This window comes from Allobosea sp. CS1GBMeth4 (assembly GCF_900185715.1).
Taxonomy (GTDB): Bacteria; Pseudomonadota; Alphaproteobacteria; order Rhizobiales; family Beijerinckiaceae; genus Allobosea.
This window is the reverse complement of record NZ_FYAS01000007.1, coordinates 12905-37495: the sequence shown is the minus strand read 5'-3', so window position 1 is coordinate 37495 and position 24591 is coordinate 12905. Positions and strand designations below refer to the sequence as shown.

Genomic DNA, 24591 nt, shown 5'->3' with positions numbered 1-24591 from the left:
CCGATGGCCGCGCTCGCCATGGCGGAACCGCGCGACGCCGACGCACCGGCGCCGGCGGCAAGCTCCGCGGTCGGCTGCCGCAACCTCTCGGTCCGTTTCGTCACCGAGCGGCGCACGGTGACCGCGCTGGAGAATGTCAGCTTCTCGGTCGAGAACGGCGGATTCCTCAGCCTGCTCGGCCCCTCCGGCTGCGGCAAGTCGACCTTGCTGCGGGTCGTGGCGGACCTGATCGCGCCGAGTTCCGGACAGATGACCGTGCTGGGCCTGTCGCCTCAGCAGGCGCGGCTGCAACGGGCGCTGGGCTTCGTCTTCCAGGACGCCGCCCTGCTGCCCTGGCGCACGGCCCTGCAGAATGTCGAGCTCCCGCTCGAGGTCGGCGGGAGGCCGCGCCTGCCGGCCGGAATGCCGACGCCGCGCGAGCTGCTCAAGCTCGTCGGGCTGGAAGGCTGGGAAAGCAGCTTCCCACACGAATTGTCGGGCGGCATGCGCCAGCGCGTCTCGATCGCCCGTGCGCTGCTCGGGGGTCCGCGCCTCCTGCTCATGGACGAGCCTTTCGGTGCGCTCGACGAGATCACTCGCGACCGGCTGAACGAGGAACTGCGGCGCATCTGGCGCGAGACCGGCACCACGATCCTGTTCGTGACGCACTCGGTCTACGAGGCGCTGTTCCTGGGCGAGCAAGTGCTGGTGCTCGCCGCCAATCCCGGCCGTGTCGCCGCGCAGGTCGATATCGACCTGCCGCGCGACCGCACGCTTGCGATCCGGGAGACACCGGCGTTCATGCGGGTCGCGACGCGGTTGCGGGCGGCGCTGGGAGGCACGGAATGACGCTCGCCGCCGCCATCCCGCCCGATGCGACCGTCTCGGAGGCGGAGGAAAGCTTCCGCCGAGTCCGCCGCCGCGCCCAGTTGCGCCGGCGCCTCCTGCCGCTCCTGGGTATCGCCGTCTTCCTCGGCCTCTGGGCGGCGCTGGTCTACCTGTTCAAGGTCCCGCCCTTCGTCGCCCCCTCGCCGCTTCTGGTGGCGCAGACGCTCGTCGCCAAGGGCGACGTGCTGCTCGCCAACCTCGTTCCGACCGCGATCGAGGCCCTCTCAGGCTTCCTGCTCGGGAACATCGTCGCGATCGTCATCGCCACCGCCTTCGTCCACAAGAAGACGCTGGAGGAGACCTTCTTCCCGACGGTGGTGCTGATCAACACGATCCCGGTCGTCGCCAAGGCACCGATCCTCGTGTTGCTGCTCGGCAACGGCATGGAGCCGAAGATCGCGATCGCGGCGCTGATCTGCTTCTTCCCGACGCTGGTGAACATGGTGCGCGGGCTGGAGGCGGTGAATCCGCAGGCGATGGAGCTGATGCGGGTGCTTTCGGCCTCGAAGCGCCAGGTCTTCTTCAAGCTCAGGCTCTACAACTCGCTGCCCTATCTGTTCTCCGCGCTGAAGATCTCGGCCTCGACCTCGGTCGTCGGCGCGATCGTCGCCGAATGGATCGGCTCCAACTCCGGCATCGGCGCGCTGATCATCCAGGCGACCTACTCCTTCGACTCGGCGCTGCTCTACGCGACCGTGATCGTCGCATCCTGCTTTTCGATGCTGTTCTTCCTCTGCGTGACCATGCTCGAGCGCCTGATCGTGCGCTGGCAGCCCTCGAACGCCCATTGACGCGACCCGCAATCCGGAGAGCACCATGACTGCGACCACCATCGCCGAACCGGGCGGCTCCGTCCCGGTCGTCGCCAGGGCCGACGTGCTCGTCGTCGGCGGCGGGCCGGCCGGCATGTCGGCCGCGATCGCTGCCCGCCGCGAAGGCTGCGCCGTGACCATGGTCGAGCGCTACCCTTATCTCGGCGGGCTGGCCTCGGGCGGCATGGTGCTGGTGCTCGACGACATGCACAACGGGGACGATGTGACCGTGCAGGGCATCTGCATGGAGATGATCGAGCGCATGGCGGCACGCGGCGCCTGCGTCTACCCGCCGCCCGAGGAGCGCCGCCAGGACTGGGCGATGCATCGCAAATGGGCGCGCTGGGGGGCTCACGACTTCCGCGCCCAGACCAAGCCGCAGCCCATCGTCATGGCCGCCGCCTTCGACCCCGACGGCTGGAAGCGCGCCGCCAACGACATGGTGAGCGAGGCGAAGATCGACGTGCGCCTGCATTCCTGGTTCTCCCGCACGCTGGTCGAGAACGGCAAGGTGACCGGCATCGTCTGCGAGACCAAGGCCGGCCGCCAGGCGATCCTGGCCGAGGTCGTCGTCGACGCCTCGGGCGATCTCGACGTCGCCGCCTCGGCGGGGGCGGCGCATGAGAAGGGATCCTTCATCGTCACCACCGTGTTCCGCCTCGGCGGCGTCGATACCGACGAGGCGGAGCGATTCCAGCACGAGGAGCCGGAGGCCTTCGCCGCCATCGACCGCCAGGCCAAGCGCATCATGGGCGGATCCTGGGACATGTGGTGGCTCAAGACGCCGCTGCCGGGCGTCGTCTGGTGCAACTGCCCGCACATGGCCGGCTTCGACGCCCTGGCGGTGGAGGATCTGACGCGCGCTGATTTCGAGGGCCGCAACAAGCTCTACGCGCTGGTCGACTACGTGCGCGAGAATATGCCCGGCTTCCGCCGCTGCTTCGTGATGGACGTCGCGCCGCAGCTCGGCGTGCGCCAGACCCGGCTCCTGCAGGGCGACTATGTCGTGACCAAGCGCGACATACTCGACCGGGTCCATTTCACCGACACGGTCGCGCGCGGCCGCGACTACTACACGCCCTACCGGGCCATGCTGCCGCGCGAGCTCGACGGGCTCGTCGTCGCCGGCCGGCATTACTCTGCGACCGAGCAGGCGCAGAAGATGTCGCGCGAAATCCCGCCCTGCATGGCGATGGGGCAGTCGGCCGGCGTCGCGGCGGCTCTCTCGGTCGCGAGCGGGCAATGCCTGCGCAACGTCCCCACGCAGGAGATCTGCAAGCGCGTGCGGGCCCAGGGCGGGGACCCTGGCGACATCCCTTCCGCCAACGCCACCACCCTGGAGAACGCCGCGTGACCATCCCTGCCGCATTGCCGCTGTCGGGCATCAAGGTCGTCGACTTCACCCAGGTGATGATGGGTCCGGTCGCCACCCAGATGCTCGGCGATTACGGCGCCGACGTCATCAAGATCGAGCGCCCGCCGACGGGCGACCTCTCGCGCACCTCCTTTCCCAATGATCCGGCGGGGCTGCAGGGTCCGGTGTTCTGCTCGCTCAACCGCAACAAGCGCTCGGTCGTGCTCGACCTGCGCAAGCAGGAGGGCAAGGACGCCGTCCTGCGGCTGATCGACGAGGCGGATGTCGTGGTCAACAATTTCCGCGCCGGCGTGATGGAGCGGATGGGCTTTTCCTACGAGGCCCTGTCGGCCCGCAATCCGCGGCTGATCTATGCGGTCGGCACCGGTTTCGGCTTGACCGGACCCTATGCGCACAAGGGCGGGCAGGATGTGCTGGCGCAGGCGCTGTCGGGCGTGATGCATCGCCGGGCCAATGCCGACCAGCCGCTCGCCGTGCTCTCGACCACCTTCGCCGATTATTCGGCCGGCATGCATATGGTCCAGGGCATCCTGCTCGCCCTGCTCCAGCGTCAGCAGACGGGCAAGGGCCAGCGCATCAGCGTCTCGCTGTTCGATTCGATGCTGGCGGCGCAGACGCAGGAGGCGGCCGCCCAGATGATGCGCGGACGCGAGGTGAACTGGGGCGCCATGCCGCTGACCGGCGTGTTCGAGACGCAGGACGGCGCGCTCGTCATGGTCGGCGCCTTCAAGGCCGATCCGCTCGGCGACATCGCCGCCGCGCTCGACCTGCCCGGACTCAAGACCGATCCGCGCTTCGCCGGCCACGTGCTGCAGGTCGCCAACAAAGCCGCCCTCCAGGCGCTCTTCGCCGAGCGCTTCCGCAGTCAGAGCACGGCCTATTGGCTGTCGCGGCTCGAGGAGCAAGACCTGCTCTGCGCGCCGGTACGCCGGCTCGAAGAGGCGCTCGCCGACGAGCAGACCAGCGTCAACGGCATGATCCTGGAAGCGGACGGGCCGACCGAGCGCGTGCGCGTCGTCGGCTCGCCGATCCACATGGAGGCGGCGCCAGTGGCGATCAGGATCGTGCCGGCCGCGCTGGGCGAGCATACCGAGGCCGTCCTGAGCGAGATCGGGCTGCCCGCCTTCGGCAAGGTCGCCTGATGCCGGTCAGCCTTTCCGTCTCGGGCCACGTCGCCCGCATCACCATCGACCGGCCGGAGGTGCTGAACGCGCTCGACCAGGAGGCGGAGACGCAGATGGAGGCGATCTGGCAGCTGATCGAGGCCGATGCGTCCGTCCGCGTCGTCGTGCTGACCGGGGCGGGCGAGCGGGCCTTCTGCACCGGCGCCGACATGCGCAATGTCGACCCGGAGCAGACCGGCCTCGGCTACTGGGCACAGTCGCGGCCCGCGGGCTTTGGGGGCATCGCATTGCGGCAGACCCTCGATGTCCCGGTGATCGCCCGCGTCAACGGCCATGCCGTGGGCGGCGGCTTCGAGATGGTGCTCGGCTGCGACATCGTGGTGGCGGCGGACGAGGCGAGCTTCGGCCTGACCGAGCCGCGCGTCGGCCGGCTGCCGCTCGATGGCGGCATGGTGCTGCTGCAGCGCCAGATCGCCCATCGCCACGCGCTCGGCATGCTGCTGACCGGCCGCCGGATCAAGGCCGCCGAGGCGCTGGCCTTCGGGCTCGTCAACGAGGTGGCGAGCCGCGACGCGCTCGATGCGGCGGTGGATCGCTGGGCCGCGGAGATCCTCGCCTGTGCCCCGCTGTCGCTGCGCGCGATCAAGCAGGTGGTGCGCCGCACCGCCCATCTGCCGCCGCCGGAAGCGCATGCACTGAGGCTGCCGGCGCTGGTCGCCGCGCTGCGCTCGGAGGATTCCGAGGAGGGCGTGCGCGCCTTTCGCGAGAAGCGCAAGCCGGTCTGGCAGGGCCGCTGAAAGGAGCCGGCCGATGCCCTTCGTCATCACCGACGCCTGCATCGACGTCAAGGACAAGGCCTGTCTCGCCGCCTGCCCGGTCGATTGCATCTATGAGGGCGGGCGGACGCTCTACATCCAGCCCGACGAATGCATCGATTGCGGGCTGTGCGAAACGGTCTGCCCCGTCGCCGCGATCCACGCCGAGGACCGCCTGCCGCCGGAGCTGGAGGCCTGGCCCGCGGTCAACCGCGACTTCTTCGGCCCGGAGGTCACCGGCTGGGGCAAGCCCGGCGGCGCCGACCGCTCTTTGACGACGACGCTCGACCATCCGATGGTGGCAGCCTGGCCGGAGAAGGCCGCGAGCTGAGGAACCCGGCCGATGCATGCCGCCGCCCTGTTCTATTTCCGGGAGGTCGCGCGGCTGGGCTCGATCCGTCGCGCCGCGGGGCAGCTCAACGTCGCCGCGAGCGCGATCAATCGCCAGATCCTGAAGCTGGAGGACGAGTTCGGCGGCGCCCTCTTCGACCGGCTGCCCGGCGGCATGCGCCTCACCGTCGCCGGCACGCTCCTGCTGCAGCACGTCACCTCGACCATCGAGGGCTATGGCCGGGTGCGCGCCGCGATCGACGACCTGCGGGAGGCCCGCTCCGGCCATGTCACGATCGCCGCGCTCGATTCGCTGCTGGTCGATTTTCTGCCCCGGGCGCTGGCCCGCTTCGGCCGGGATTTCCCGGCGATCAACCACACGGTTCTCGCGGTGGCCCCGGCGGAGATCGCCCAGATGGTCAGCGACGGCACGGTGGATATCGGATTGACCTTCGTCAGCCCCCTTCCCGCCGCCGTGCATTTCATCGCGGAAGTCCCCGCGCCGATCGGCGTGGTGATGCCGGTCGATCACCCGCTCACGTCCCGCCTGAGCGTCACCTTCGACGAGGCACGGTCCTATCCCGTGCTCGACCAGGCCGGGCCGCTGCCGCGCGGCGCGGATATCGACGCGGATTTCAGCCAGTTCAAGGCGCTTCTCAAGCCCAAGATCACGTCGAACTCGATCCAGATGATCCGCGTCTGCATCGAACTGGGGCTCGGCATCGCCTTCTTCACGCGGCTCGGCTTCCTCAAGGAAATCGAGAACGGCGAGATCGCCTGGCGCCCGCTGACGTCTCCCGGGGTCAACGCGCTTCGCATCGGGCTGATGAGCCCCGCCAGCCGCGAGCCGTCGCCGCCGGCCGTCCAGCTCGCGAAGAGCCTGATCGACGATCTGCGGCGATTGAGCTCGAACTGAGCACCGGCCCGGTGCCCGGCTCGCTCCATGCCGGTGGGGCAAGCGCCAGTCCGAGCGGTGATGCGGCGGGCCTCATCGACGAAGAGAGGCGGGCATCCGGCGGCGAGCTCCGCAACGGCGTCGGCGTTCGGGCATGAGGCGAAGGCCGCCAAGCTGCTGCGGCCGATCGGCGCCAGCCCAGCTCCGGGGCGACGAGGCGCAGGACGTCATCGAGAATCGGCTCATAGTCCGACGGCTCGAAATTGCAGGGAAGCTCGAGCCGAAGGCCGTCGCACAGGGCAGGAGGGGGTCGGCGCGCAGCGGCGCGAGAATGGCGTCCGCGCTACCCACCAGATCGGGGGCGAAGAGCGTGCGCTTCGGCCCTTGCGGCGCGAGCGTGCGAGCGAATTGACGACGCCCCCCTCCCCGCCTGTTTCAACGGGCGCCGAGCGGCCGAACATGGGCTCGGCACGCAGCCATGCTGGGTGAGCCAAATCCGTTGTCGTCAGGGAAGGTCCAAAGCACGATACGACTTCAGCGGCTGAAAATCCCGTGGAAGCGACCGAGGAAGCTGCGCAGGCGCTCGCTCTGCGGATTGTCGAACACTTCGGAAGGGGCGCCGGCCTGCGCGACCCGTCCCTGGTCGAGAAACAGGACGTGGTGCGAGACCTCGCGGACGAAGAGCATCTCGTGGCTGACCAGCAGCATCGTCATGCCGGATTCGGCCAGAGACTGCATCACGCCGAGCACCTCGGCCACCAGCTCCGGATCGAGCGCCGAGGTGACCTCGTCGAACAACAGGAGGCGCGGCTGCATGGCGACGGCGCGCGCAATGGCGACGCGCTGCTGCTGGCCGCCCGAGAGCTGGTAGGGGTAGTGGTCGCGACGCTCGGCGAGGCCGACGCGGCCGAGCCAATGATCGGCGATCTCGCGTGCCTCGGCCGTGCTTTTGCCCTGCACCTTGGTCAGCCCGAGCATGACGTTCTGGCCGGCGGTGAGATGCGGAAACAGGTTGAACTGCTGGAAAACCATGCCGATGCGGGCGCGCTGGGCCGAGATCTTCGTCTCGCTCAGACGCTTGCGGGTCTCCCCCGCCATCCGGTAGCCGATCGGGTCGCCGTCAAGCAGGATCTCGCCACCATCATGCTCTTCCAGCAGGTTGACGCAGCGCAGGAAGGTGGTCTTGCCCGAGCCGGAGGCGCCGATCAGCGAGACGACCTGCCCCTGCCTGACGGTGAGGTCGATGCCCTTCAGCACTTCGATCTCGCCGAAATGCTTGCGGACATTGGTGGCCTGAAGCAGGGCAGTCTCGGTCATCGTAAGTCGCGTCCCGTTCAGATCAATCCAGGAGTCCTGGAGCATGCTTCACGCGAAAAACCGGTTCCCACTTTTTCGCATGCTCAATAGCGCAGATAGGAGGTCTTGCGTTCCAGCAGCGCGCCGAGCTGCGCCAGCGTGAAGTTGATGATCAGGTAGAACACCGTCGCCAGCAGGTAGAAATCGATGATCATGTAGTTGCGTGCCATCTGCTGCTGGACCGACAGCAGCAATTCGACGACGCCGATGATCGAGAGCAGCGTCGTGCCCTTGACGATCTCGAGCCCGGTATTCACCCAAGGCGGCAGCATGCGGCGGAAGGCCTGCGGCAGGATCACATAGGTCAGGCGCTTGCCGAAGGTCAGGCCGATCGCCTTCGCCGCCTCCATCTGCCCGGCCGGCACGGATTCGACCGCGCCGCGGAAATTCTCGGCGACGTGAGCGGTGGCGAAGGCGCCGAGCGCGATGACGCCGGCCCAGAAGGCGGCGACGTTCACGCCGAACAGGGCAAGCCCGTAATAGGTGAACAGGATCAGCACGAGCACCGGGATGCCGCGCATCAGGTCGACATAGAGCCGGGCCAGCAGCCTCAGCCACCACCAGCCATAGGAGAGCGCGACCCCCATCAGGATGCCGCAGACCGTCGCCATGACGATGCTCAGCGCCGAGCTCAGCATGGTCACGCCGAGGCCGGAGAGCAGGGAGGCGCGGGCCTGCCAGGCCTCGAACAGGAAGGTGCCCGGAGCCATCGAGAAATCCATCGTCGGCTCCTAGCGGATCGAGGCGTAGCGGCGCTCGACCAGGCGCAGCGCGAACGCGATGAGATAGGCGGTGACGAGGTAGAGTGCGCTCGCCGTGAGCCAGACCTCCATGACCCGGAAGGTGTTGGCGTTGATCTGCCGGGCGACGAAGGTCAGTTCCGGCACAGCGATCGCGGCCGCGAGCGAGGTGTCCTTGAACAGCGAGATCAGGTTGTTGCTGACCGCCGGCAGGGTGATCCGGAACATCACCGGCAGCACGACATAGGCCTGGCGCTGCCAGGGCCGCAGCCCGATCGCCTTGGCCGCCTCGACATATTGCTTCGGGATCGAGGAGAGGCCGGCGCGGAAGACCTCGGACATGTAGGCGCCGGCATAGAGCGACAGCGAGAGCACGAAGCTCCGGGTCTTGTCGAGGAAGGTGATGTCGAATTCGGGCAGGCCGAAATAGAGGAAGAAGATCAGCAGAAGCAGCGGTGTGCAGCGGATGAACTCGACATAGGCCCAGACGGGAGCCGAAAGCCATTTCTTGCCGGAGAGCCGGGCATAGGCGGTGACGATGCCGATGACGCAGCCGATCGCCAGCGAGATCACCGCCAGCCAGAGTCCGAGAACAAGGGCGTCGACGAGCTTGTCCCAGTTCCGTGCGATGACGGGCCAGTCGAAATGATAGTCGATCATGTCTGTCGCGAAGGTCCCGAAAGCGGCGGGCCGCAGGTACGGCCCGCCATCGCCACGTTGCCATCAGCGAAATGCGGGATCAGGCGAACTCCTGCGGGAAGCCGACCTTGGGGATCGGCAGGTCGATGCCGAACCACTTCTTGTAGGAGGCGGCGAAATAGTCGAAATCGACGCCCGTCATCGCCTCCTTATAGGCGGTGTTGACCCAGTTCAGCCAGGTCGGGTCGCCGGGCTTCACTGCCGAGGCATAGGAATTCGGCATCCAACCAAAGCCGGAATCGACAAAGCGGCCCGGCGCCTGCTGCATCAGCCAGCGCATGGCCGACTGGTCCTGCATCGAGGCGTCGATGCGGCGGGCGTTCAGCGCCTGCATCGCCGAGTCCGGGCTGTCGAAAGCGTCGACCTTGGCTCCCGGCAGCGCCTTGTGGATCCACTCCTCCAGGAAGACGTTCTGCATGCCGCCGACGGAGACCTCCTTGCCGGCCGCCTTCAGCTCCTCGTAGTTCTTGTATTTGCCGCCGCGGGCCAGCATCAACAGGCCGACGCCCTCGCGATAATAGGGGATGGTGAAGTCGACCTGCTGGGCTCGGCCCGGCGTCACCGTCATCCATTGCACGACGATGTCGACCTTGTCGGTGACCAGGCTCGGGATGCGGGCATCGGAGCCCTGCAGGACGAACTCGACCTTCTCGTAGTCGTCGAACAGGCCCTTGGCGAGCAGCCGGGCGAGATCGATGTCCATGCCGACGAGCTTGCCGCTGGCGTCCTGGAAATGCCAGGGCGGGTTGGTGCTACCGGTGCCGACGATCAGCTTGCCGCGTTCCTTGATCGTATAGAGCTTGCTCTTGGCCACCGTCTGGGCCTGGGCGGAGGCAGGGGTGAGCAGCCCGCCTGCGGCTGCGCCGATCGCGGCGCCGGCGAGGCCGAGGCCGAACAGGCTGCGGCGTTCCAGCGTCAGGCCCTCGTCCTTGGGGGGCGTGGCGCCGTCGAAAGTTCCGTCGTCATGAATGCCCATCACGAACTCCCCTCTTTGATCCACGTGCCCTGCGGCCTTCAGCCCACAGCCGGACGAGCGTCGCAAGAAAAGTGCCGAGTGCAAAGCCGGATAATTCGCCCTCCTCCACGGAACCGCGGAGATCCTCAGGCCGCCGCCAGCGCCGCCTCGCAGAGCCCGGCGACTGCAGCGATGTCGGCGGGATCGGCGACGTGGTGGGTGCGCACCGGCATCTCCTGATAGACCTTGCCGTCCTTGAAGCCGTGCCCCGTCACCATGCAGACGACGCGCGAGCCCGGCGGCAGCGCACCCTGTGCCAGCAGCCGCGGCAGCGCCGCGATCGGGCTCGCGCCGGTCGGCTCGGCATAGACGCCTTCGCTGCGGGCGAGCAGCCGCATCGCCTCGCGCAATTCGTCGTCGCCGACCGCGACCGCCAGGCCGCCGCTGTCGCGGACCAGCTTCAGCGTATAGGTACCGTCGCGCTCATAGCCGATCAGCGGGTCGCTGATGCCCGAGGCGATGGTCTGCGGCGTGCCCCAGGCGCTCACCTCCCCGGCTCCGGCCGCGAAGGCCTGCACGATCGGTGCGCAACCCTCTGCCTGAACGGCGATCAATCTGGTCGTGCCACCGGCATCGGCGACACCCTGCCAGACGCCCTTGACCAGCGGGCCGCTGCCGGTCGGAACCAGCACATGGCTCGGCGCGCCGCCGAGCTGCTCGACCAGCTCGGTGCCGACCGCGGTGAGACCGGCGACGGCATAGGGGTTGATGAAGGTGGTGGTCAGATTGGCGAAGCCATGCCGCTCGGCCAGAGCGAGCGCGAGATCATAAGAGCGGCTGTAATGCCCTTCGACCAGCAGCAGAATCGCGCCATAGGCGGCGATCTGCGTCACCTTTCCGAGAGGAGTATGGGCCGGCACGATGATCACCGCCGGGATGCCGGCGCGCGCCGCATAGGCGGCGGTCGCGGCCCCGGCATTGCCGGAGGAGGCGCACACGACCTTGCGGATCCCGAGCGCCAGCGCCCGGCCCATGGCGGCGCCGACGAGCCGATCCTTGAACGAGCCGGATGGGTTGCGGGTCTCGTCCTTCAGCCAGATCTCGCCGGAGAAGCCGGGAAGCGAAGCCTCGATCCCTTTTGCGCGCAGGAGCGGCGTGACAGTTTCGCCGAGTGAAACCGCGGGCGTGCCGTCATGGCCGACAGCCTCGAGGATGCCGCCGCAGGATTGACAGCGATAGAGCAGCTCCAGCGGGTGGGCCTTCGCACAGTCGACGCAGCGCAGTTTCATCGCAAGTCCGGGGCCATGCCATTTCTCGAAAGGACGACGGTGCCAGCATAGCCCGAAAACAAGGGAAAGGCGCTCGATCCCGCCGGATGTTCAGACGGCACTTCTCTGATCGAACGCCACCCGGCCTTGAATCCGGATGACGCCCAGCCGCGATTGCCGGCCTGCCACCCAGTCGTCACGAATGGTTGCCGGCGCTGTCCGAGTCGCCATCATCATGCGCGCTCAATCCGAGCAGGTGCCGGACCACCGGCGCCTCCGGCCCGCTATGGAAGCGCGCCATCTCCGCCTGGATATCGGCATCGGCCTGGGAGACGCGCCGATGCTGGCGCAGGTGCTCGGCCCAGGATTCGACCATGAACCATTCCACGATGCGCTCCGGGTCGGCGGCATCCTCGCTGACTCCCCAGGAGAAGGCGCCGTCGCGGCGGCGCTCCGGTGCGAGCCGGGCGATGGCGGCGAGGAAGGCGGCACGGTTCTCGCGCGCGATGCGGTATTCGATCGTCACCGTAACCGGGCCGCGATCGTGCTCGACCGGCTCGGCCAGCGCCGGCTCCGGCCAATGCGAAGAGGGCGTGAGGTCGGCCTCACCCTTCGGCAGGGGCAAGCGCATGACCGCAAGAGCGACGAGGGCGAGCGCGAGCGCCGCCGCGACCAGGGTGCCGTGCACGCCGAGCATCTCGGCAATCAGCCCCCAGAGCAGGCTGCCAACGGCCAGGGCGCCGTTGAAGACGGTCAGGTAGATCGCGAGCCCCCGGCCGCGCACCCAATTCGGCAGGATGGCCTGCACCGTGCCGTTGAGCGTCGTCAGCGCGGCGATCCAGGCACCGCCAAGGACGAGCAGCAGCAGGATCGCGAGCCATTGCGGCGGAGTGGCGGCCAGGGCTGCGGTGATCGCCGAGGTGACGAGGGCGGCGCCGAGCATGATCCCGTCAGCGTCGGCGCGGAGGCGGATGTGGGGAAGCAGGATCGCGCCGATGATCGCCCCAGCCCCGACCGCTGCCAGCAGCAGGCCGTAGAAGCCGGCGCTGCCGCCGAGCAAATGGCGTGCGACGAGCGGGAGCAAGGCCCAGATCGCGCTGGCGCAGATGAAGAACAGCGTGGCGCGCAGCAGGACCCGATGCAGCTCGCGGCTGGCGCGCGCATAGCGCAGACCGGCCCGGAAGGCACCGCCGAACTGCTCGCGCAGAGCGTCATCCGCCCCCGCGGGTCGGCGCCACCAGACCAGCGCGGCGATGACGAAGACATAGCTCAGGACGTCGGCGCCATAGGTCGCCGCCGCGCCGAAGCCGACGAGCAGCGCGCCGCCCAGCGCCGGCCCGATCGAGCGGGCGATGTTGAAGCCGAGCGAGTTGAGCGCGACGGCATTGCGCAGCTCGGATTTCGGCACGAGTTCGGGCACGATCGATTGCCAGGTCGGCCCCATCAGCGCGGCACCGACGCCGCCGACGAAGGTCAGGCCGACCAACATCTCGACGCTCAGCCGGTTGGCGAAGGCGAGCGCCATCAGCGCGGCGCTGACCAGCGCGAGCAGGAGCTGGACGAAGATCAGGAGCTTCCTGCGGTCGACGATATCGGAAAGCACGCCGGCCGGGATCGCCAGCAGGAAGATCGGCAAGGTGCCGGCGACCTGGACCATCGCGACCGCCGAGGGCGAGCCGGAGAGCTCCGTGACGAGCCAGGCGCTCGCCACGTCGCGCATGAAGGAGCCGACATTGCCGAGGATTGTCGCCGCCCAGAGCACGGCGAAGACCGGCTGCCGCAACGGCGAGAAGGCCGATGAGGCCGGTTTCGGTGCGGCGGCGTGCGGAGCCTCGGTCATCGGGGGCGCCCCGCTCTGGCCGGGTCTGCGGTGAGGATCGCCAGCAGGGCGAGCCCGCCGACGATCGAGACATGCTCGAAGAAGATGTTCCGGTGCAGGAAACGCTCGGCCTCGGGCTTCAGCCAGAAGGCGTGGGCATAGAGCGTCGCCACGATGGTGAAGCCTGCGAGCGCGGCGGCGCCGATCCAGGCGAAGCGGCCGCCCGCGATCAGCAGGGCCGAGCCGGCGAGCTGGGTGACGATGACGAGCACCGCAAGGAGAGCGGCCGGCTCGAGCCCGGTCAGGCCACGCAGCTCGGCGATCGCGCCGTTGAAATCGCCGAGCTTGGCAAGGCCGCTGAGCAGGAACGGCAGGGCGACGGCGATGCGGGCGAGGAGCGCGAGCCAGGGCTGGGCGAGCAGCCGCTCGATGCCCTGCCCGGCCGCGGCGAGTGGTCCGTTCGGCATGGCGGCCTCCTGCCCTTCTCAGAAGGCCCAGCAGGAGCAGCCGAGCGCCCCCCAGAACGAGCGTTCGTCGCGAGCCGGCGCGGCGGCCGTCAGCGCGCTCGCATGGGCATGGCCATGGACGCCGCAGGCGCTGGCGCAGCCGCAACCCGCAGCGAGGGCATATTGGCTGCCGCCGTCCTGGACAGCGCGCTTCCGGTAGCCGCCGAAGATCCTCACCGGCGACCAGTCGGGCATGGCCGGCGGCAGCGGCGGGGCGAGATCGGCATAGTCGCCCGTGCCGTGCACCGGCTTGCCGCCGAGCAGGGTCATCACGCTCTCGATGTCCTGGATCTCGTCCTCGGGAACCGAGAAATAGTCGCGGTCGAGTACGACGAGGTCGGCGAGCTGGCCCGGCTTGATCTGGCCCTTCTTCCCCTGCTCGGTCGAGAACCAGGTATTGGCTTGCGTCCAGAGTCTCAGAGCGCTCTCTCGATCGAGCAGGTTGCGCTGCGGGTAGAGCTTGAGGCCACCCAGCGTCTTGCCGGTGACGAGCCAGGCCAGCGAGACCCAGGGGTTGTAGCTGGCGACGCGGGTCGCGTCGGTGCCGGCACCGACGGGGACGCCCGCCTCCAGCATGCGCGCCACCGGCGGGGTGCGCTCGGCCGCCCTGGCGCCGTAGCGCTCGACGAAATCCTCGCCCTGATAGGCCATGCGGTGCTGCACGGCGATGCCGCCGCCGAGTGCGGCGATGCGGTCGATATTGCGGTCGCTGATCGTCTCGCAATGGTCGAAGAACCAATTGAGGCCCTGGAGCGGGATGTCCTTGTCGACTTTCTCGAAGACATCGAGGGCGCGCGAGATCGTCTCGTCATAGGTCGCGTGCAGACGCCAGGGCCATCGGTTCTGCGCGAGCAGGCGCACCACCGGCTCGAGGTCGTCCTCCATCGATGGCGGCATCTCCGGCTGTTCGACCCGGAAATCCTCGAAATCGGCGGCGGTGTAGACCAGCATCTCGCCGGCGCCGTTATGACGGTAGAGGTCGTCGCCCTGGCCGGGCTTGACCTGCTTCGCCCAGGTCTCGAAATCGTGGAGTTCCTGCTTCGGCTTCTGGGTGAAGAGATTGTAGGCGATGCGCAGCGTCAGCTCGCCATCGGCGTGCAGCTTCTCGATGATGGCGTAGTCGTCCGGGTAGTTCTGGAAGCCGCCGCCGGCGTCGATCACGGTGGTGACGCCGAGCCGGTTCATCTCGCGCATGAAATGGCGGGTGGAGTTGAGCTGGTACTCGGGCGGCAGCTTCGGCCCCTTGGCCAGCGTCGCGTAGAGGATGGTGGCGTTGGGCTTGGCGAGCAGCAGCCCCGTCGGGTTGCCGGCGACATCGCGCACGATCTCGCCGCCGGGAGGGGCAGGCGTGTCCTTCGTGTAGCCGACGGCGCGCAGGGCCGCGCCGTTGAGCAGGGCGCGGTCGTAGAGATGCAGGATGAAGACCGGTGTGTCGGGGGCGACGGCGTTGAGCTCCTCCAGCGTCGGCAGGCGCTTCTCGGCGAATTGATGCTCGGTGAAGCCGCCGACGACGCGCACCCATTGCGGCGGCGGCGTCACCGCGACCTGCTTCTTCAGCATCTCCATCGCCTGGGCGAGCGAGCGCACGCCGTCCCAGCGCAGCTCCATATTGTAGTTCAGCCCGCCGCGGATGATGTGCATGTGGCTGTCGATCAGGCCGGGGACGGCGCGCCGCCTGCCGAGGTCGACGATCTGCGTCGTGGGACCGGCGAGCGCACGCATGTCCCGCTCGCCGCCGACGCCGACGAAGCGGCCGCCGGCGATGGCGACGGACTCGGGGTTCGGGTTCGATCGGTCGAGCGTCGTGAAGCGGCCGTTGACGAGGATGAGGTCGGCGGTCATGGCGGCTGGTCCTGTCGTGGAAGTCTGGGCGGCGGCGCCCGGCCCGAGGAGCGCCGTCAGCGCCCCGGCCGCGCCGCCGAGCGTGGTTTGCCGGCGTGTCGGGTTCATGACCGGGAGCTCGCGGATCCGCTGGAATCGGCGGGCGTCGCAACGCCGCGCGACGGCAAGGCGCCGAAGACGTGCTCGCCGCATTCGCTCCTGAGCCAACCCAGGCTGAGTGTCTCGCCGGCGATGACGCGCCGGGCGACCGGCACGATCTGCTCGCCGACGAGGATGCCGAGCAGGCCGATCAGCGCGATCGCCGGTGGCGCCGGCGAGCGCACGTTGAGCAGGCTGTAGACGATGCCGACCAGCAGGCCGGCGCCGAGCGAGACGAGATAGAGCTTCATGGGGCCTTCCGGTCGTGGCGCGGAGGGCGGCGCGGCACTGCCGCGCCGCGGGGATCAGCCTTCGATGAAGGCGAGCAGGTCGGGGTTGATCACGTCGGCATTGACAGTGAGCATGCCGTGCGAGAAGCCCGGATAGGTCTTGAGCGTGCCGTTCCTGAGCAGCTTGATCGAGAGGCGGGCCGAGGCGTCGATCGGCACGATCTGGTCGTCCTCGCCATGCAGCACCAGCGTCGGCACGCTGATGGCCCTGAGATCCTCGGTCTGGTCAGTCTCCGAGAACGCCTTGATGCCGTCGTAGTGGGCCTTGGCGCCGCCGGTCATGCCTTGGCGCCACCAGTTCTGGACCACGCCTTCGGAGACCTTCGCCCCCGGCCTGTTGAAACCGTAGAAGGGGCCGGCGGGCAGGTCGCGGAAGAACTGGGCGCGGTTGTCGGCGAGCGCCGTGCGCAGCCCGTCGAAGACCTCGAGCGGCAGACCTTCCGGGTGGGTTTCGGTCTTCGCCATGATCGGCGGCACGGCGCTGACCAGCACAGCCTTGGCGACGCGGCCCTGCGGCTCGCCATGCCGGGCGACGTAGCGGGCGACCTCGCCGCCGCCGGTGGAATGGCCGATATGAACGGCACCACGCAGGTCGAGATGCTCGGCCACAGCCGCGGCGTCGGCGGCGTAATGGTCCATGTCGTGGCCCTCGCTCACCTGCGCAGACCGGCCGTGGCCGCGGCGGTCATGGGCGACGACGCGGTAGCCCTTGGACAGGAAGAACAGCATCTGGCCGTCCCAGTCGTCTGACGAGAGCGGCCAGCCGTGATGGAACATGATCGGCCGCGCTTCCTTCGGCCCCCAATCCTTGAAGAAGATCTCCACCCCGTCCTTTGTGGTGACGCTTGGCATAATTCAGTGTCCTTCCTGTGCGCCGAACATCGTCTTGGCGTAGATGATGCCGAGCCCGTAGGCGCCGCCGAACTTCTTGGCGATACCGGTGGTGAGGTCGTAGGTCTCGGCGCGAGCCCAGTCGCGCTGCAGCTCGAGCAGGTATTGCAGCGCCGTCATCGGTCGCGCCCCGGCCTGGACCATGCGGTCCATGGCGCGCTCATGCGCCTCGTCCGAGACGTCGCCGCAGGCATCAGCGATGACGTAGACCTCGAAGCCCTGCTCCAGCGCCGAGAGCGCCGGCCCGACGATGCAGACGCCAGTCCAGAGCCCGGCGAGCACGACGCGCGGCTTGCCGATCTCGTTGACCTTCGCGATGACGGCTTCGTCCTCCCATGTGTTCATCGAGGTGCGGTCGAGCAGCTTCTGGCCCGGAAAGGCCTCGGTGATCTCGCTGAACATCGGTCCGGAGAAGCTCTTTTCGGCGACGGTCGTCAGGATCGTCGAGACGCCGAAACCGGCTGCGGCATGCGAGATCAGCGCGGCGTTGTTGCGCAATGTCACAGCGTCGATCGACCTGGTCGCGAAGGACATCTGCGACTGGAAGTCGATCAGGATGAGCGTGTGATCCTGCGGCGTCAGCAGGGCTTTGCCGGGAGCGGCTTTGGCGTGGGACACGGGCGGGGTCTCCGGTTAGAATTGCGGAGACGCTAGCGCCGCATCACGGCAATGACCATTAGTTACAGACGGGATACTACCTCGGTCCATGCAGAACGAAGTTCAGATTCAGTCAATCGGAGAAGATGGGTGTCTTGCCGATCCTCTGCTGAAATTCTTCGCTCAGGAATGGATGAGCCACGTCGTGTTTGCGCTCGCTCGCCATGGGACGCTGCGCTTTGGCGCCCTGCGACGCCAGTTGCCGTCAGGCATCTCCGCCCGCGTCCTGTCAGCGAGATTGAAGGCGCTCGAGGCGGCCGGCTATGTCGAGCGTCGCGATCTGAGTGAGCGTGTGCGCCATGTCGAATACGCCCTGACGGCACAGGGACGCGAGGTCGACGCAGCGCTCGCGCGCAGCGAAGCCTTGCTGCGTCGGCCGGACCGGCGGCCTCAGCCGCCAGCCTGAGCGAATGAAGGATGCGGTTGCGCTGGACGAGGTTGCGGAGATGACGCGCCAAAGCGGTGCCCTTTGTAGCAACCGGGCGGGCAAATGACGGTGCAGCAGGCCAAGAACCGAGAGTTTGACGGGGTTGTGGTTACAGTGGGCGATGTCGTGCTTGGCGGAACCGTAAGGTTGAGAACGTCGATCATCCAGCAGAAAACCGGCCGGTGCCATTCGAACTGACCGATCCGACCCGCGAAGCGCTGACGGCCTGGCTCAGGAGACGACCGGCGGCAACTGGCGATTGGCTCTTCCCTAGCCGCAGCCGACCGGCGACCATGTGACGACCCGGCAATATGGCCGCCTGCTCAACGGCTGGGTTGGCCTGATCGGCCTCGATCCTGCACTCTATGGGACACACAGCCTCCGGCGTACGAAAGTCGCCTTGATCTACAAGCGCACCGGCAACCTTCGCGCCTGCCAGTTGCTGCTTGGGCACTCCAAGCTCGAAAGCACCGTCCGATACCTCGGCATCGAAGTCGATGATGCTCTGCTCCTGCCTGAGCAGACGGACTTGTAGCACTAACCAGCGCGACGGCTGCCCGTCGCGCTGGACTCCCGGTCGCGTGCGTCCTTTTCCAGACGCAGTTGCTTCAGCCTTGCCGTGTTCGCATCGCGCGCCAGGGCGATGCTTTCGCTCTCGGACATGATCCTGTTCCGCGCCAGCCATTTCGTCTGGATCCTGAGAAAGTGATTGTCGGCTGCGATGCGCTGCTTCGAATGTTCAGCCATGTCCGTCTCCGCTCTGGTTCTCGCTGTCGCCAGCGGCAATAAAAAAGGCCAGGCAGAAGCCTGGCCTTTTCTCGAGTGACCTGTCTGTCGACAATGCCAGTACATCCGTGGTCATTGTCGTGAAGACCGTCAGATCACGCGGCCTGAAGCTGCTCCGCAGCCATTTTGCCGGACCTGTTGTCGCGTGCGACCTCAAAGCCGATCTTCTGGCCTTCGCGCAGGTCGCGCATGCCGGCGCGCTCGACGGCGGAGATGTGGACGAACACGTCCTGGCTGCCGTCGTCAGGCTGGATGAAGCCGAAGCCCTTGGTCGAGTTGAACCATTTCACTGTGCCGGTGGTCATAATGAACCCTCCTTATGGCAAGACCTGTCGTTCGCCGAACGGATGCTCGGCGAATTCAGAACGATTTCGAAAGGAGGGATTCATCAGAGCCGCGCCGAAACGCGAAAATAACTAGGGCCGCCCAAGCAATATCGACGGAACTTATATAGCCAAATCCTCGCCAATGTCAATGACTCAATTATGTCACGCTGGTGAGAGCCATTGAATCTCTGGGAAATTCATTCCAGACCGCAATATTTATTTGACCGAATAGCCCGAAAAAGGCACCTATCGGAGCTCGCCGGCCGAGCCAGGAACGAGGCGAGGCTCCACTTCAGCATAGGCGGGCTTTTCCGCGTGATGCCCGGTCAGTGCCTGCGCTTGGATGTGACTCCAGGGAACAGCGAGGCTGTCTCGGGGAGGGGCAAGCTTGCCTTCCAATGGCACGGCGCTCGTACGAAGGCGCCTCCCTGAACAGGAAACGCAATGTCCGATAAAGCCAAGGAACTGCTCGGCCTCGCGACGATGGTCGTATCGGCCTATGTCCGGCATAACCGCGTTCCGCAAGCCGATCTCGCCGGCCTGATCGAGAGGACACACGCCGCCTTGCTCGGCCTGGGAATGGAGCTTGGGCCGGCAGCTCCGATCGGAAAGCCAGTCCCCGCCGTTCCGATCCGGAAATCTGTCACGCCCGATGCGATCTACAGCCTCGAGGACGGCAAGCCGTTCAAGTCGCTGAAGCGGCATCTGCGCACGGCCTACAATATGTCGCCGGAAGAATATCGCGCCAAATGGGGTCTGCCGGCGGACTACCCCATGGTCGCGCCGAACTATACCGAACAGCGCTCGCAGATGGCCAGGACGCTAGGGCTTGGGCGCAAGCAGGGACAGAGTGTTCCTCCGAAGGAGCGCAACAGCCCTCGGTGAGGCACACCGATATTGTGATTGGACCGGGTCGACCATCCGGACCGCTGACCATTCTCAGCACCCAAACCGCCTGCGGCCGCTGCCAAGATGCCGAGGCGGCGAAGCGGAAGGCCGAGAGAGCTGGGGCGTAAGGTCAGCCAAGGGCCGGAAGCGGATTGCACTCATCTCAGCCGAGCCGACCCGGCGGTTCTAAGTGAGCTCCCTTCCGACGACGGGGTAGCGATGGGCAAACCCGATCGAGGACAGCTGCGCTTTCGCATCCTCTGTCACAACGACGCTTCCCCCGATGCGGTGCGCCATCCGATCAGCCGCACCGCATGTTGCCGTCAAATCCGCGCTGATGCCGTAGAGTGCCCCCGTAGCGTCACGGACGGCCCACCCTTGAGCGGTACGGCAGACCGTGAACATATGCGCCATCGAGACCTCCGCCGAACATGGAGCAACGAAGGGACAGGCATTAAGTTCCGATGGACCTGTCGTCAGGCAGCCCGACGCATCCTGCGTCCGGATATTGCGAGCTATCGGTCGCTGAAGTGGACGACCACGAACTGAACAGCTGTGCCGTCCTCGCAGATGAGGTCCATTCGATCGCCGTAGGAAGCGGGATCGAGGACCGAGTTGTGAAAATATAGATTCCCCGACCTCACCTCGTCCAAATCGCTGCCGAACTAAAAATTGAGCAGGAGTTCGCGTCCATCTTCGAGGATCAGCGAGCCTTTACCAGTGTGCATGACAGGTCTCCGCCTGGGCGGCATCAACATGCGCCGCGAGGTCATTTCCATAAGCGGCATGGAGACAATGCGGGGCTGACCCTAGCGGAATAAAGAGGCGCGTCCATGTCACTTGACCATGGCAGCGCCGAATGGCCGAGACGTACGAAATTTCCGTGAGCAGGCTGCTCTTGCAAAGCTCGGCTCCTTTCAAAATCGGCGGCTGTCGCGGATCCCGTCCACCGCGCCCGACGCCAGGGCCGACTGATCCAGCCGAATTTTTCCTGCGAACCGCAGCATCGTGCTAGCATGCAGCTCAGCTTCTGAGGCTGAAAGCACGAAGGAGCAACCATGGAACATCGTTATGCGGCTGGAGATCGTGTGAGCCTCGCTTCTGGCTTTTACGACACCGATGCAGTTGGGGTTTATGTCGTCACGCGCCAGCTGCCATTTGTCGTCGGCGGCGAACCACAGTACCGCGTGAAAGGGGCCGATGACCGCGAGCGGGTCATTGGCGAGTTGCAAATTCGAGGAGCGAGCCGGCAGGCCAATTGGCAGCAAAGGCCGCCAAGTCCGCATAACGCGATCACCAACGCTCTCGATCGTCTTTCGCCTAAGGAGAAGTAGTTGGCGCTCGCCCACTGCGCGGACAACTCACGCCGTCGGCGTGAGCGCATAGGCCTGGAAAACGGCGCCATAGAAGCAGCCGGAAGCGACGAGCACGAAGGCGTGCCAGATGGCATTCTGGAAGGGAAGCGTCTGCCAGACGTGGAAGACCACGCCCAGCGTGTAGAGAAGACCGCCCGTCACGATCAGCCACAAGGCGAGGCGGGGAAGCTGCGCGATGCTCTCCCAGGCAAAGACGCCGCTCCAGCCGATCAAAAGATAGAGCACGATTGAAACGCGGTCGTATCGGCCTGGCAAGGCGATCTTGAGCAGAACCCCAACGGCCGATGCGGTCCAGACGACGGCGAGAAGGACGTGCGCCACGAAGTTCTCGCCCATTCTCGCGAGGAAGGGCGTGTAGGTTCCCGCGATCAGGACGTAGATCGCCGAATGGTCGAAGCGCCGGATCAGCCACTTCACCGGGGAAACCGGTAACAGGTTGTAGACGGCGGAGATGACGAGGACCGCGATCAGCGCGGAGCTGTAGATCGCAACCGGGATCACGGCGGTCATCGGGGCCGCTGCGACGACGCGCACGATCAGATAGGCGACCGCGCCGAGCCCAAGCACGATCCCGAGGGCATGGATCAGGCCATCGGCCCAAAGCTCGGCGCGATCGAAGTGGAAGCGGCCTTGTGTCGGTCGGTGCAATTCAGGCCCTTTCCCAGTCGCGCCAATGTCGCTTGTACCCGTCACGGGCCGGCGTGGATAGCAAGCACACCCGCCAAGGATATGAGGTAGCCAAGGAAAGAGCGCCAAGCGATATCCGGCGAGCTTTCGCGAGTTCTCTGGAGCATGTGGCGCCAAAGCATAAATCGGCTTATGGCTCGTTCGTTTTCAATCGCGGGATTTCGGCAGGAAAATAAAACGCCCGTATTAAAAAAGGCGATCAAGCTCACCCAAAACGTGATATGATGTTTCACGGGAGATTTTCTTCCGGTTCGGAAAGCCCAACATCATGAAAATTCCAGCAGACCTGAAGCCGGCCGCCTGGGGCGCCGTCGGCGGGGCCATTGCCCTTGCGATTATCGGCTTCACCTGGGGCGGCTGGGTGACGCAAAGCACAGCGGAGCGCGAAGCCAGGACGCGTTCGAGCACTGCTCTTGTGGCAGCACTCTCGCCGATCTGCGTGGCGAAGTTCCAGCAGCAGGCCAATGCGACCGAGCAGCTTGTCGAATTCAAGAAGATCAGCTCCTGGCAACAAGGCGATTTCATCGCGAAAGGCGGGTGGGCGACGATGCCGGGCAGCTCCTCGCCCGATTCCGACGTGGCCAAGGCCTGCGCGGCAGCCCTCGGCGTTCCGAAAAGCTGAGAGGTTTCGTTGGTCGCACGGCACTGCGACCGCTACGCGCCTTGCCGTGCGACGTGTTCTCGGCGTCGCGCGGCCAATGTCCGAGCGTGTCGAGGATAGGCGTGAACCTGATCGCCACGGGAGGATGATCCGATGAGCCTCGACTTCCCCAATCCAATCCGGCGATATGATACCGCACGGGACTGCGTCTGCTTCTGGGGCTCCGATTCCGCCCTGGAGATCGCATTCGAGGTCGAACTCGCGGCGCTGCGCAGCATCGACCCTTCAGCCGGCACGGACGAAGGGTCGACGCTGAGGGCCTATGACGGGCATCTCGCTACCATCCGGAAGGCTGCTGGCGCAGCCTACTCCCGCAAGCGCCAGAGCTACCATCGCTTGACGGCTTCCGACTTCTAGTCGTGCTTGAGCTTGTCTCCCGACTGCCCCCCGGACTTCCCCGGGGCTTCTGGCTCCCGCGGCGTGACCTTTCCGGCAGTCGGCGCGGGTTTGGCCGACGGCGCCATCGGGGCGTTTGCCGGCTTGTTGGTGTTCGCAGCCGGTTTCGGCTCGATCGCCCTGAAACGGATCATCACTGTCCTGTCGGTTGGCTCGCTCGCTGCATGAACTCGGTCCCCAGGGGCTGTCCCCAAGAGCTCAGAACGCTATTTCCTCTTCGGCGCTGCAGCCTTCACGACCGCAGCGGCAAGGCTGTTGGGGGCGGGAGCCACGAGCTTCGGCTTGTCCTGTTTCGGCTTCTTGGCCTCGCGGTTCCCGCGTCGTTCGCCTTTTGACATGCCGTTCTTGTCCTTGTTCGGAGATCGCGGGTCGCGATCTCTCAGGTCGTACCGGTCCGAGCCAGGGCCTCGCAGGCGGTCCCTATCGGAACGCGCACGCCTGAATGCAGGCGCAGATCTGATGCGGGGAGGTGAGCAGATGCTCGATTGGCGCGGCCGGCTAGCAGCTGCCGCGGCTACCTGGGACGAACCCGGGCAAGTCATGTCGAAGCAGAATTACAGCCTAGGCCAGGGCCGAAGAAAGTGCACGTTGTTTCTTCGCGGCTATCCATTGGGTCCGCGCTCCTGCGTCCGGCGGGCGCATGTGTGGGTCATCCGAGGATGGACCGATACAGTTCGAGATAGCGATCGGCCATGTGGTCGACGGTAAAGCGCGACGCGACCGCCGCTCGGCAGGCGGCGCGGTCGATCTCGGGAAGACGCGCGATCGCCGCCACGGCCTCCTCAATGCTATCCACCAGGAATCCAGTGACGCCGTGGTCGATCAGTTCCGGCATCGAGCCCCGTCGGGAGGCGATGACGGGCGTGCCGCAGGCAAGCGCCTCGATGACCGACAATCCGAACGGCTCCTCGAAGTTGATCAGGTGCAGCAACGCCTTGGCCGAGCCGAGCGTATGCGTGCGGGCGCTGCCGCCGACCGGCCCGAGATAGACCACGCTCTCGCTTTCGAGCGCGGGCGTGACCTGCGCTTCGTGGTAGCCGCGGTCCTGGACGATGCCGGCCATGACCAGGCGCCGGCCGGCTGCGCGCGCGGCGGCGATCGCCTCGGCCGCGCCCTTGTCGGGGTGGATGCGTCCGAAGAAGAGCAGGTCCTCGCTCCCGACCGGATCGAACGGGAAATCCTCGATCAGGATGCCGTGATGGATCGTCGCGGCGTAGCGCAGATCCGAATGCCGATCGGCGGCGCTGATCGCGACATAGTGGACCCGGTCCTCATAGGCCTTGAAGGCCGGCAGGATGCGTTCAGAGGAGAAGCCGTGGATCGTCGTCACCACGGGCGTGTCGACCAGGCGCGAGAAGGCGAGGGGCACGAAATCGGCCTGGTTGTGGATCAGGTCGAACTCGCCGGCGCGCTCGAAGACATGGGCGACATGCAGCAGCTCCCAGACCTTGGCGTCGATCGTCGGGGCCTCGGAGTATGGCGCCGGGCAGACGCCGGCCAAGGTCCCCGCGGTCCAACTGTCCCGGGTGGCGAACAGGGTGACGTCGATGCCGCGTGCCACCAGCGCCTCGGTCAGCAGGCTCGTCACCAGCTCCCAGGGGCCATAATGGCGTGGCGGCGTGCGCCAGGAGATCGGCGCCAGCATGGCGATGCGCATCCGTTCGC

Annotated in this window: 28 protein-coding genes and 1 pseudogene; 14 read left to right on the top strand and 15 right to left on the bottom strand. The window is 66.6% G+C overall.

Annotated elements, in window-relative coordinates:
• The first annotated feature begins 3 nt into the window (after nucleotides 1-3).
• From CS1GBM4_RS03530 to CS1GBM4_RS03500, 7 genes are read left to right on the top strand one after another with little or no spacing between them, the layout of a single operon-like run.
• The gene (locus CS1GBM4_RS03530) at nucleotides 4-828 is read left to right on the top strand and encodes an ABC transporter ATP-binding protein (protein WP_244607028.1); all 825 of its coding nucleotides are present in this window, start codon (nucleotides 4-6) and stop codon (nucleotides 826-828) included.
• Nucleotides 825-1658, top strand: a complete 834-nt coding sequence (locus tag CS1GBM4_RS03525) for an ABC transporter permease (protein ID WP_186417309.1) — start codon at nucleotides 825-827, stop codon at nucleotides 1656-1658. Before CS1GBM4_RS03530 ends, CS1GBM4_RS03525 begins: the two co-directional genes overlap by 4 nt.
• A gap of 25 nt (nucleotides 1659-1683) precedes the next feature.
• A complete protein-coding gene (locus tag CS1GBM4_RS03520; RefSeq protein WP_186417308.1) occupies nucleotides 1684-3033 on the top strand; it encodes an FAD-dependent oxidoreductase in 1350 nt (449 codons plus the stop codon).
• On the top strand, nucleotides 3030-4196 hold the full coding sequence (locus CS1GBM4_RS03515) for a CoA transferase (RefSeq protein WP_280177672.1): 1167 nt from the start codon (nucleotides 3030-3032) through the stop codon (nucleotides 4194-4196). The genes CS1GBM4_RS03520 and CS1GBM4_RS03515 overlap by 4 nt, the downstream gene beginning before the upstream one ends.
• Nucleotides 4196-4975, top strand: a complete 780-nt coding sequence (locus tag CS1GBM4_RS03510) for an enoyl-CoA hydratase-related protein (RefSeq protein ID WP_186417306.1) — start codon at nucleotides 4196-4198, stop codon at nucleotides 4973-4975. Before CS1GBM4_RS03515 ends, CS1GBM4_RS03510 begins: the two co-directional genes overlap by 1 nt.
• A 13-nt stretch (nucleotides 4976-4988) precedes the next feature.
• Entirely contained in the window at nucleotides 4989-5324 is a 336-nt protein-coding gene (gene fdxA / locus CS1GBM4_RS03505; RefSeq protein WP_186417305.1) for a ferredoxin, read from the top strand.
• Between the two features lie 12 nt (nucleotides 5325-5336).
• Nucleotides 5337-6239, top strand: coding sequence for a LysR family transcriptional regulator (locus CS1GBM4_RS03500; protein WP_186417304.1), 903 nt, complete (start codon nucleotides 5337-5339; stop codon nucleotides 6237-6239).
• A gap of 513 nt (nucleotides 6240-6752) precedes the next feature.
• Here CS1GBM4_RS03500 and CS1GBM4_RS03495 read toward each other — a convergent pair.
• The 11 genes from CS1GBM4_RS03495 to CS1GBM4_RS03445 all read right to left on the bottom strand — a co-directional run bounded on the left by CS1GBM4_RS03495 (nucleotide 6753) and on the right by CS1GBM4_RS03445 (nucleotide 17340).
• A complete protein-coding gene (locus CS1GBM4_RS03495) occupies nucleotides 6753-7535 on the bottom strand; it encodes an amino acid ABC transporter ATP-binding protein (RefSeq protein ID WP_244607027.1) in 783 nt (260 codons plus the stop codon).
• Between the two features lie 83 nt (nucleotides 7536-7618).
• Nucleotides 7619-8296 carry an amino acid ABC transporter permease gene (locus CS1GBM4_RS03490; protein ID WP_210201521.1) on the bottom strand — a complete coding sequence of 226 codons (678 nt, stop codon included), beginning with the start codon at nucleotides 8294-8296 and terminating at the stop codon, nucleotides 7619-7621.
• A 9-nt stretch (nucleotides 8297-8305) separates the two neighbouring features.
• Nucleotides 8306-8971, bottom strand: a complete 666-nt coding sequence (locus CS1GBM4_RS03485; RefSeq protein ID WP_186417557.1) for an amino acid ABC transporter permease — start codon at nucleotides 8969-8971, stop codon at nucleotides 8306-8308.
• Between the two features lie 82 nt (nucleotides 8972-9053).
• On the bottom strand, nucleotides 9054-9989 hold the full coding sequence (locus tag CS1GBM4_RS03480; protein WP_186417303.1) for a transporter substrate-binding domain-containing protein: 936 nt from the start codon (nucleotides 9987-9989) through the stop codon (nucleotides 9054-9056).
• A 125-nt stretch (nucleotides 9990-10114) separates the two neighbouring features.
• The gene (gene thrC / locus CS1GBM4_RS03475; RefSeq protein WP_186417302.1) at nucleotides 10115-11257 is read right to left on the bottom strand and encodes a threonine synthase; all 1143 of its coding nucleotides are present in this window, start codon (nucleotides 11255-11257) and stop codon (nucleotides 10115-10117) included.
• A 175-nt stretch (nucleotides 11258-11432) separates the two neighbouring features.
• The gene (locus CS1GBM4_RS03470; RefSeq protein WP_186417301.1) at nucleotides 11433-13076 is read right to left on the bottom strand and encodes an MFS transporter; all 1644 of its coding nucleotides are present in this window, start codon (nucleotides 13074-13076) and stop codon (nucleotides 11433-11435) included.
• Complete coding sequence (locus CS1GBM4_RS03465; RefSeq protein WP_186417300.1) at nucleotides 13073-13522, bottom strand: DoxX family protein; 450 nt, start codon at nucleotides 13520-13522, stop codon at nucleotides 13073-13075. Before CS1GBM4_RS03465 ends, CS1GBM4_RS03470 begins: the two co-directional genes overlap by 4 nt.
• A gap of 18 nt (nucleotides 13523-13540) precedes the next feature.
• Nucleotides 13541-15403, bottom strand: coding sequence for an amidohydrolase (locus CS1GBM4_RS03460; protein WP_244607026.1), 1863 nt, complete (start codon nucleotides 15401-15403; stop codon nucleotides 13541-13543).
• Nucleotides 15404-15507: 104 nt separating this feature from the next.
• Nucleotides 15508-15792 (bottom strand): XapX domain-containing protein, encoded by a 285-nt coding sequence (locus CS1GBM4_RS03455; protein ID WP_186417298.1) that lies wholly within the window; start codon nucleotides 15790-15792, stop codon nucleotides 15508-15510.
• A gap of 54 nt (nucleotides 15793-15846) precedes the next feature.
• Entirely contained in the window at nucleotides 15847-16683 is an 837-nt protein-coding gene (locus CS1GBM4_RS03450; protein WP_186417297.1) for an alpha/beta hydrolase, read from the bottom strand.
• A gap of 3 nt (nucleotides 16684-16686) precedes the next feature.
• A complete protein-coding gene (locus CS1GBM4_RS03445) occupies nucleotides 16687-17340 on the bottom strand; it encodes a hydrolase (RefSeq protein ID WP_186417296.1) in 654 nt (217 codons plus the stop codon).
• 88 nt (nucleotides 17341-17428) lie between these two features.
• Between CS1GBM4_RS03445 and CS1GBM4_RS03440 the strand changes: the two genes are divergently transcribed.
• On the top strand, nucleotides 17429-17785 hold the full coding sequence (locus CS1GBM4_RS03440) for a helix-turn-helix domain-containing protein (protein ID WP_186417295.1): 357 nt from the start codon (nucleotides 17429-17431) through the stop codon (nucleotides 17783-17785).
• 84 nt (nucleotides 17786-17869) lie between these two features.
• A pseudogene (locus CS1GBM4_RS03435) lies at nucleotides 17870-18341 on the top strand (tyrosine-type recombinase/integrase).
• Between the two features lie 2 nt (nucleotides 18342-18343).
• Here the strand turns inward: CS1GBM4_RS03435 and CS1GBM4_RS03430 are convergent.
• On the bottom strand, nucleotides 18344-18553 hold the full coding sequence (locus tag CS1GBM4_RS03430; protein ID WP_186417294.1) for a hypothetical protein: 210 nt from the start codon (nucleotides 18551-18553) through the stop codon (nucleotides 18344-18346).
• Between the two features lie 134 nt (nucleotides 18554-18687).
• Nucleotides 18688-18897: a cold-shock protein gene (locus tag CS1GBM4_RS03425; RefSeq protein WP_186417293.1), complete on the bottom strand. Its 210-nt coding sequence runs from the start codon at nucleotides 18895-18897 to the stop codon at nucleotides 18688-18690.
• 465 nt (nucleotides 18898-19362) lie between these two features.
• Between CS1GBM4_RS03425 and CS1GBM4_RS03420 the strand changes: the two genes are divergently transcribed.
• Both CS1GBM4_RS03420 and CS1GBM4_RS03415 read left to right on the top strand, forming a co-directional pair.
• Nucleotides 19363-19803, top strand: a complete 441-nt coding sequence (locus CS1GBM4_RS03420; protein WP_186417292.1) for a MucR family transcriptional regulator — start codon at nucleotides 19363-19365, stop codon at nucleotides 19801-19803.
• Nucleotides 19804-20864: 1061 nt separating this feature from the next.
• Entirely contained in the window at nucleotides 20865-21140 is a 276-nt protein-coding gene (locus CS1GBM4_RS03415) for a hypothetical protein (protein ID WP_186417291.1), read from the top strand.
• 27 nt (nucleotides 21141-21167) lie between these two features.
• Here CS1GBM4_RS03415 and CS1GBM4_RS03410 read toward each other — a convergent pair whose 3' ends face one another.
• Nucleotides 21168-21875, bottom strand: coding sequence for a hemolysin III family protein (locus tag CS1GBM4_RS03410; protein ID WP_244607025.1), 708 nt, complete (start codon nucleotides 21873-21875; stop codon nucleotides 21168-21170).
• Between the two features lie 262 nt (nucleotides 21876-22137).
• Here CS1GBM4_RS03410 and CS1GBM4_RS03405 point away from each other — a divergent pair, with 262 nt between their 5' ends.
• The 3 genes from CS1GBM4_RS03405 to CS1GBM4_RS03395 all read left to right on the top strand — a co-directional run bounded on the left by CS1GBM4_RS03405 (nucleotide 22138) and on the right by CS1GBM4_RS03395 (nucleotide 23094).
• On the top strand, nucleotides 22138-22491 hold the full coding sequence (locus tag CS1GBM4_RS03405) for a hypothetical protein (protein ID WP_186417290.1): 354 nt from the start codon (nucleotides 22138-22140) through the stop codon (nucleotides 22489-22491).
• A 132-nt stretch (nucleotides 22492-22623) separates the two neighbouring features.
• Nucleotides 22624-22887 (top strand): DUF1488 family protein, encoded by a 264-nt coding sequence (locus tag CS1GBM4_RS03400; protein WP_186417289.1) that lies wholly within the window; start codon nucleotides 22624-22626, stop codon nucleotides 22885-22887.
• A 63-nt stretch (nucleotides 22888-22950) separates the two neighbouring features.
• Entirely contained in the window at nucleotides 22951-23094 is a 144-nt protein-coding gene (locus CS1GBM4_RS03395; RefSeq protein ID WP_186417288.1) for a hypothetical protein, read from the top strand.
• Nucleotides 23095-23575: 481 nt separating this feature from the next.
• Here CS1GBM4_RS03395 and CS1GBM4_RS03390 read toward each other — a convergent pair whose 3' ends face one another.
• The gene (locus CS1GBM4_RS03390; protein WP_186417287.1) at nucleotides 23576-24583 is read right to left on the bottom strand and encodes a glycosyltransferase family 4 protein; all 1008 of its coding nucleotides are present in this window, start codon (nucleotides 24581-24583) and stop codon (nucleotides 23576-23578) included.
• Between the last annotated feature and the right edge of the window lie 8 nt (nucleotides 24584-24591).

Excerpts from the sequence above, each read along its gene's own strand:
- CS1GBM4_RS03530 (WP_244607028.1), top strand. The coding sequence starts at position 4 with ATGGCCGCGCTCGCCATGGCGGAACCGCGCGACGCCGACGCACCGGCG.
- CS1GBM4_RS03525 (WP_186417309.1), top strand. The coding sequence starts at position 825 with ATGACGCTCGCCGCCGCCATCCCGCCCGATGCGACCGTCTCGGAGGCG.
- CS1GBM4_RS03520 (WP_186417308.1), top strand. The coding sequence starts at position 1,684 with ATGACTGCGACCACCATCGCCGAACCGGGCGGCTCCGTCCCGGTCGTC.
- CS1GBM4_RS03510 (WP_186417306.1), top strand. The coding sequence starts at position 4,196 with ATGCCGGTCAGCCTTTCCGTCTCGGGCCACGTCGCCCGCATCACCATC.
- fdxA (WP_186417305.1), top strand. The coding sequence starts at position 4,989 with ATGCCCTTCGTCATCACCGACGCCTGCATCGACGTCAAGGACAAGGCC.
- CS1GBM4_RS03500 (WP_186417304.1), top strand. The coding sequence starts at position 5,337 with ATGCATGCCGCCGCCCTGTTCTATTTCCGGGAGGTCGCGCGGCTGGGC.
- CS1GBM4_RS03495 (WP_244607027.1), bottom strand. The coding sequence starts at position 7,535 with ATGACCGAGACTGCCCTGCTTCAGGCCACCAATGTCCGCAAGCATTTC.
- CS1GBM4_RS03490 (WP_210201521.1), bottom strand. The coding sequence starts at position 8,296 with ATGGATTTCTCGATGGCTCCGGGCACCTTCCTGTTCGAGGCCTGGCAG.
- CS1GBM4_RS03480 (WP_186417303.1), bottom strand. The coding sequence starts at position 9,989 with ATGGGCATTCATGACGACGGAACTTTCGACGGCGCCACGCCCCCCAAG.
- thrC (WP_186417302.1), bottom strand. The coding sequence starts at position 11,257 with ATGAAACTGCGCTGCGTCGACTGTGCGAAGGCCCACCCGCTGGAGCTG.
- CS1GBM4_RS03470 (WP_186417301.1), bottom strand. The coding sequence starts at position 13,076 with ATGACCGAGGCTCCGCACGCCGCCGCACCGAAACCGGCCTCATCGGCC.
- CS1GBM4_RS03465 (WP_186417300.1), bottom strand. The coding sequence starts at position 13,522 with ATGCCGAACGGACCACTCGCCGCGGCCGGGCAGGGCATCGAGCGGCTG.
- CS1GBM4_RS03460 (WP_244607026.1), bottom strand. The coding sequence starts at position 15,403 with ATGACCGCCGACCTCATCCTCGTCAACGGCCGCTTCACGACGCTCGAC.
- CS1GBM4_RS03455 (WP_186417298.1), bottom strand. The coding sequence starts at position 15,792 with ATGAAGCTCTATCTCGTCTCGCTCGGCGCCGGCCTGCTGGTCGGCATC.
- CS1GBM4_RS03450 (WP_186417297.1), bottom strand. The coding sequence starts at position 16,683 with ATGCCAAGCGTCACCACAAAGGACGGGGTGGAGATCTTCTTCAAGGAT.
- CS1GBM4_RS03440 (WP_186417295.1), top strand. The coding sequence starts at position 17,429 with ATGCAGAACGAAGTTCAGATTCAGTCAATCGGAGAAGATGGGTGTCTT.
- CS1GBM4_RS03430 (WP_186417294.1), bottom strand. The coding sequence starts at position 18,553 with ATGGCTGAACATTCGAAGCAGCGCATCGCAGCCGACAATCACTTTCTC.
- CS1GBM4_RS03425 (WP_186417293.1), bottom strand. The coding sequence starts at position 18,897 with ATGACCACCGGCACAGTGAAATGGTTCAACTCGACCAAGGGCTTCGGC.
- CS1GBM4_RS03420 (WP_186417292.1), top strand. The coding sequence starts at position 19,363 with ATGTCCGATAAAGCCAAGGAACTGCTCGGCCTCGCGACGATGGTCGTA.
- CS1GBM4_RS03415 (WP_186417291.1), top strand. The coding sequence starts at position 20,865 with ATGGAACATCGTTATGCGGCTGGAGATCGTGTGAGCCTCGCTTCTGGC.
- CS1GBM4_RS03405 (WP_186417290.1), top strand. The coding sequence starts at position 22,138 with ATGAAAATTCCAGCAGACCTGAAGCCGGCCGCCTGGGGCGCCGTCGGC.
- CS1GBM4_RS03400 (WP_186417289.1), top strand. The coding sequence starts at position 22,624 with ATGAGCCTCGACTTCCCCAATCCAATCCGGCGATATGATACCGCACGG.
- CS1GBM4_RS03390 (WP_186417287.1), bottom strand. The coding sequence starts at position 24,583 with ATGCGCATCGCCATGCTGGCGCCGATCTCCTGGCGCACGCCGCCACGC.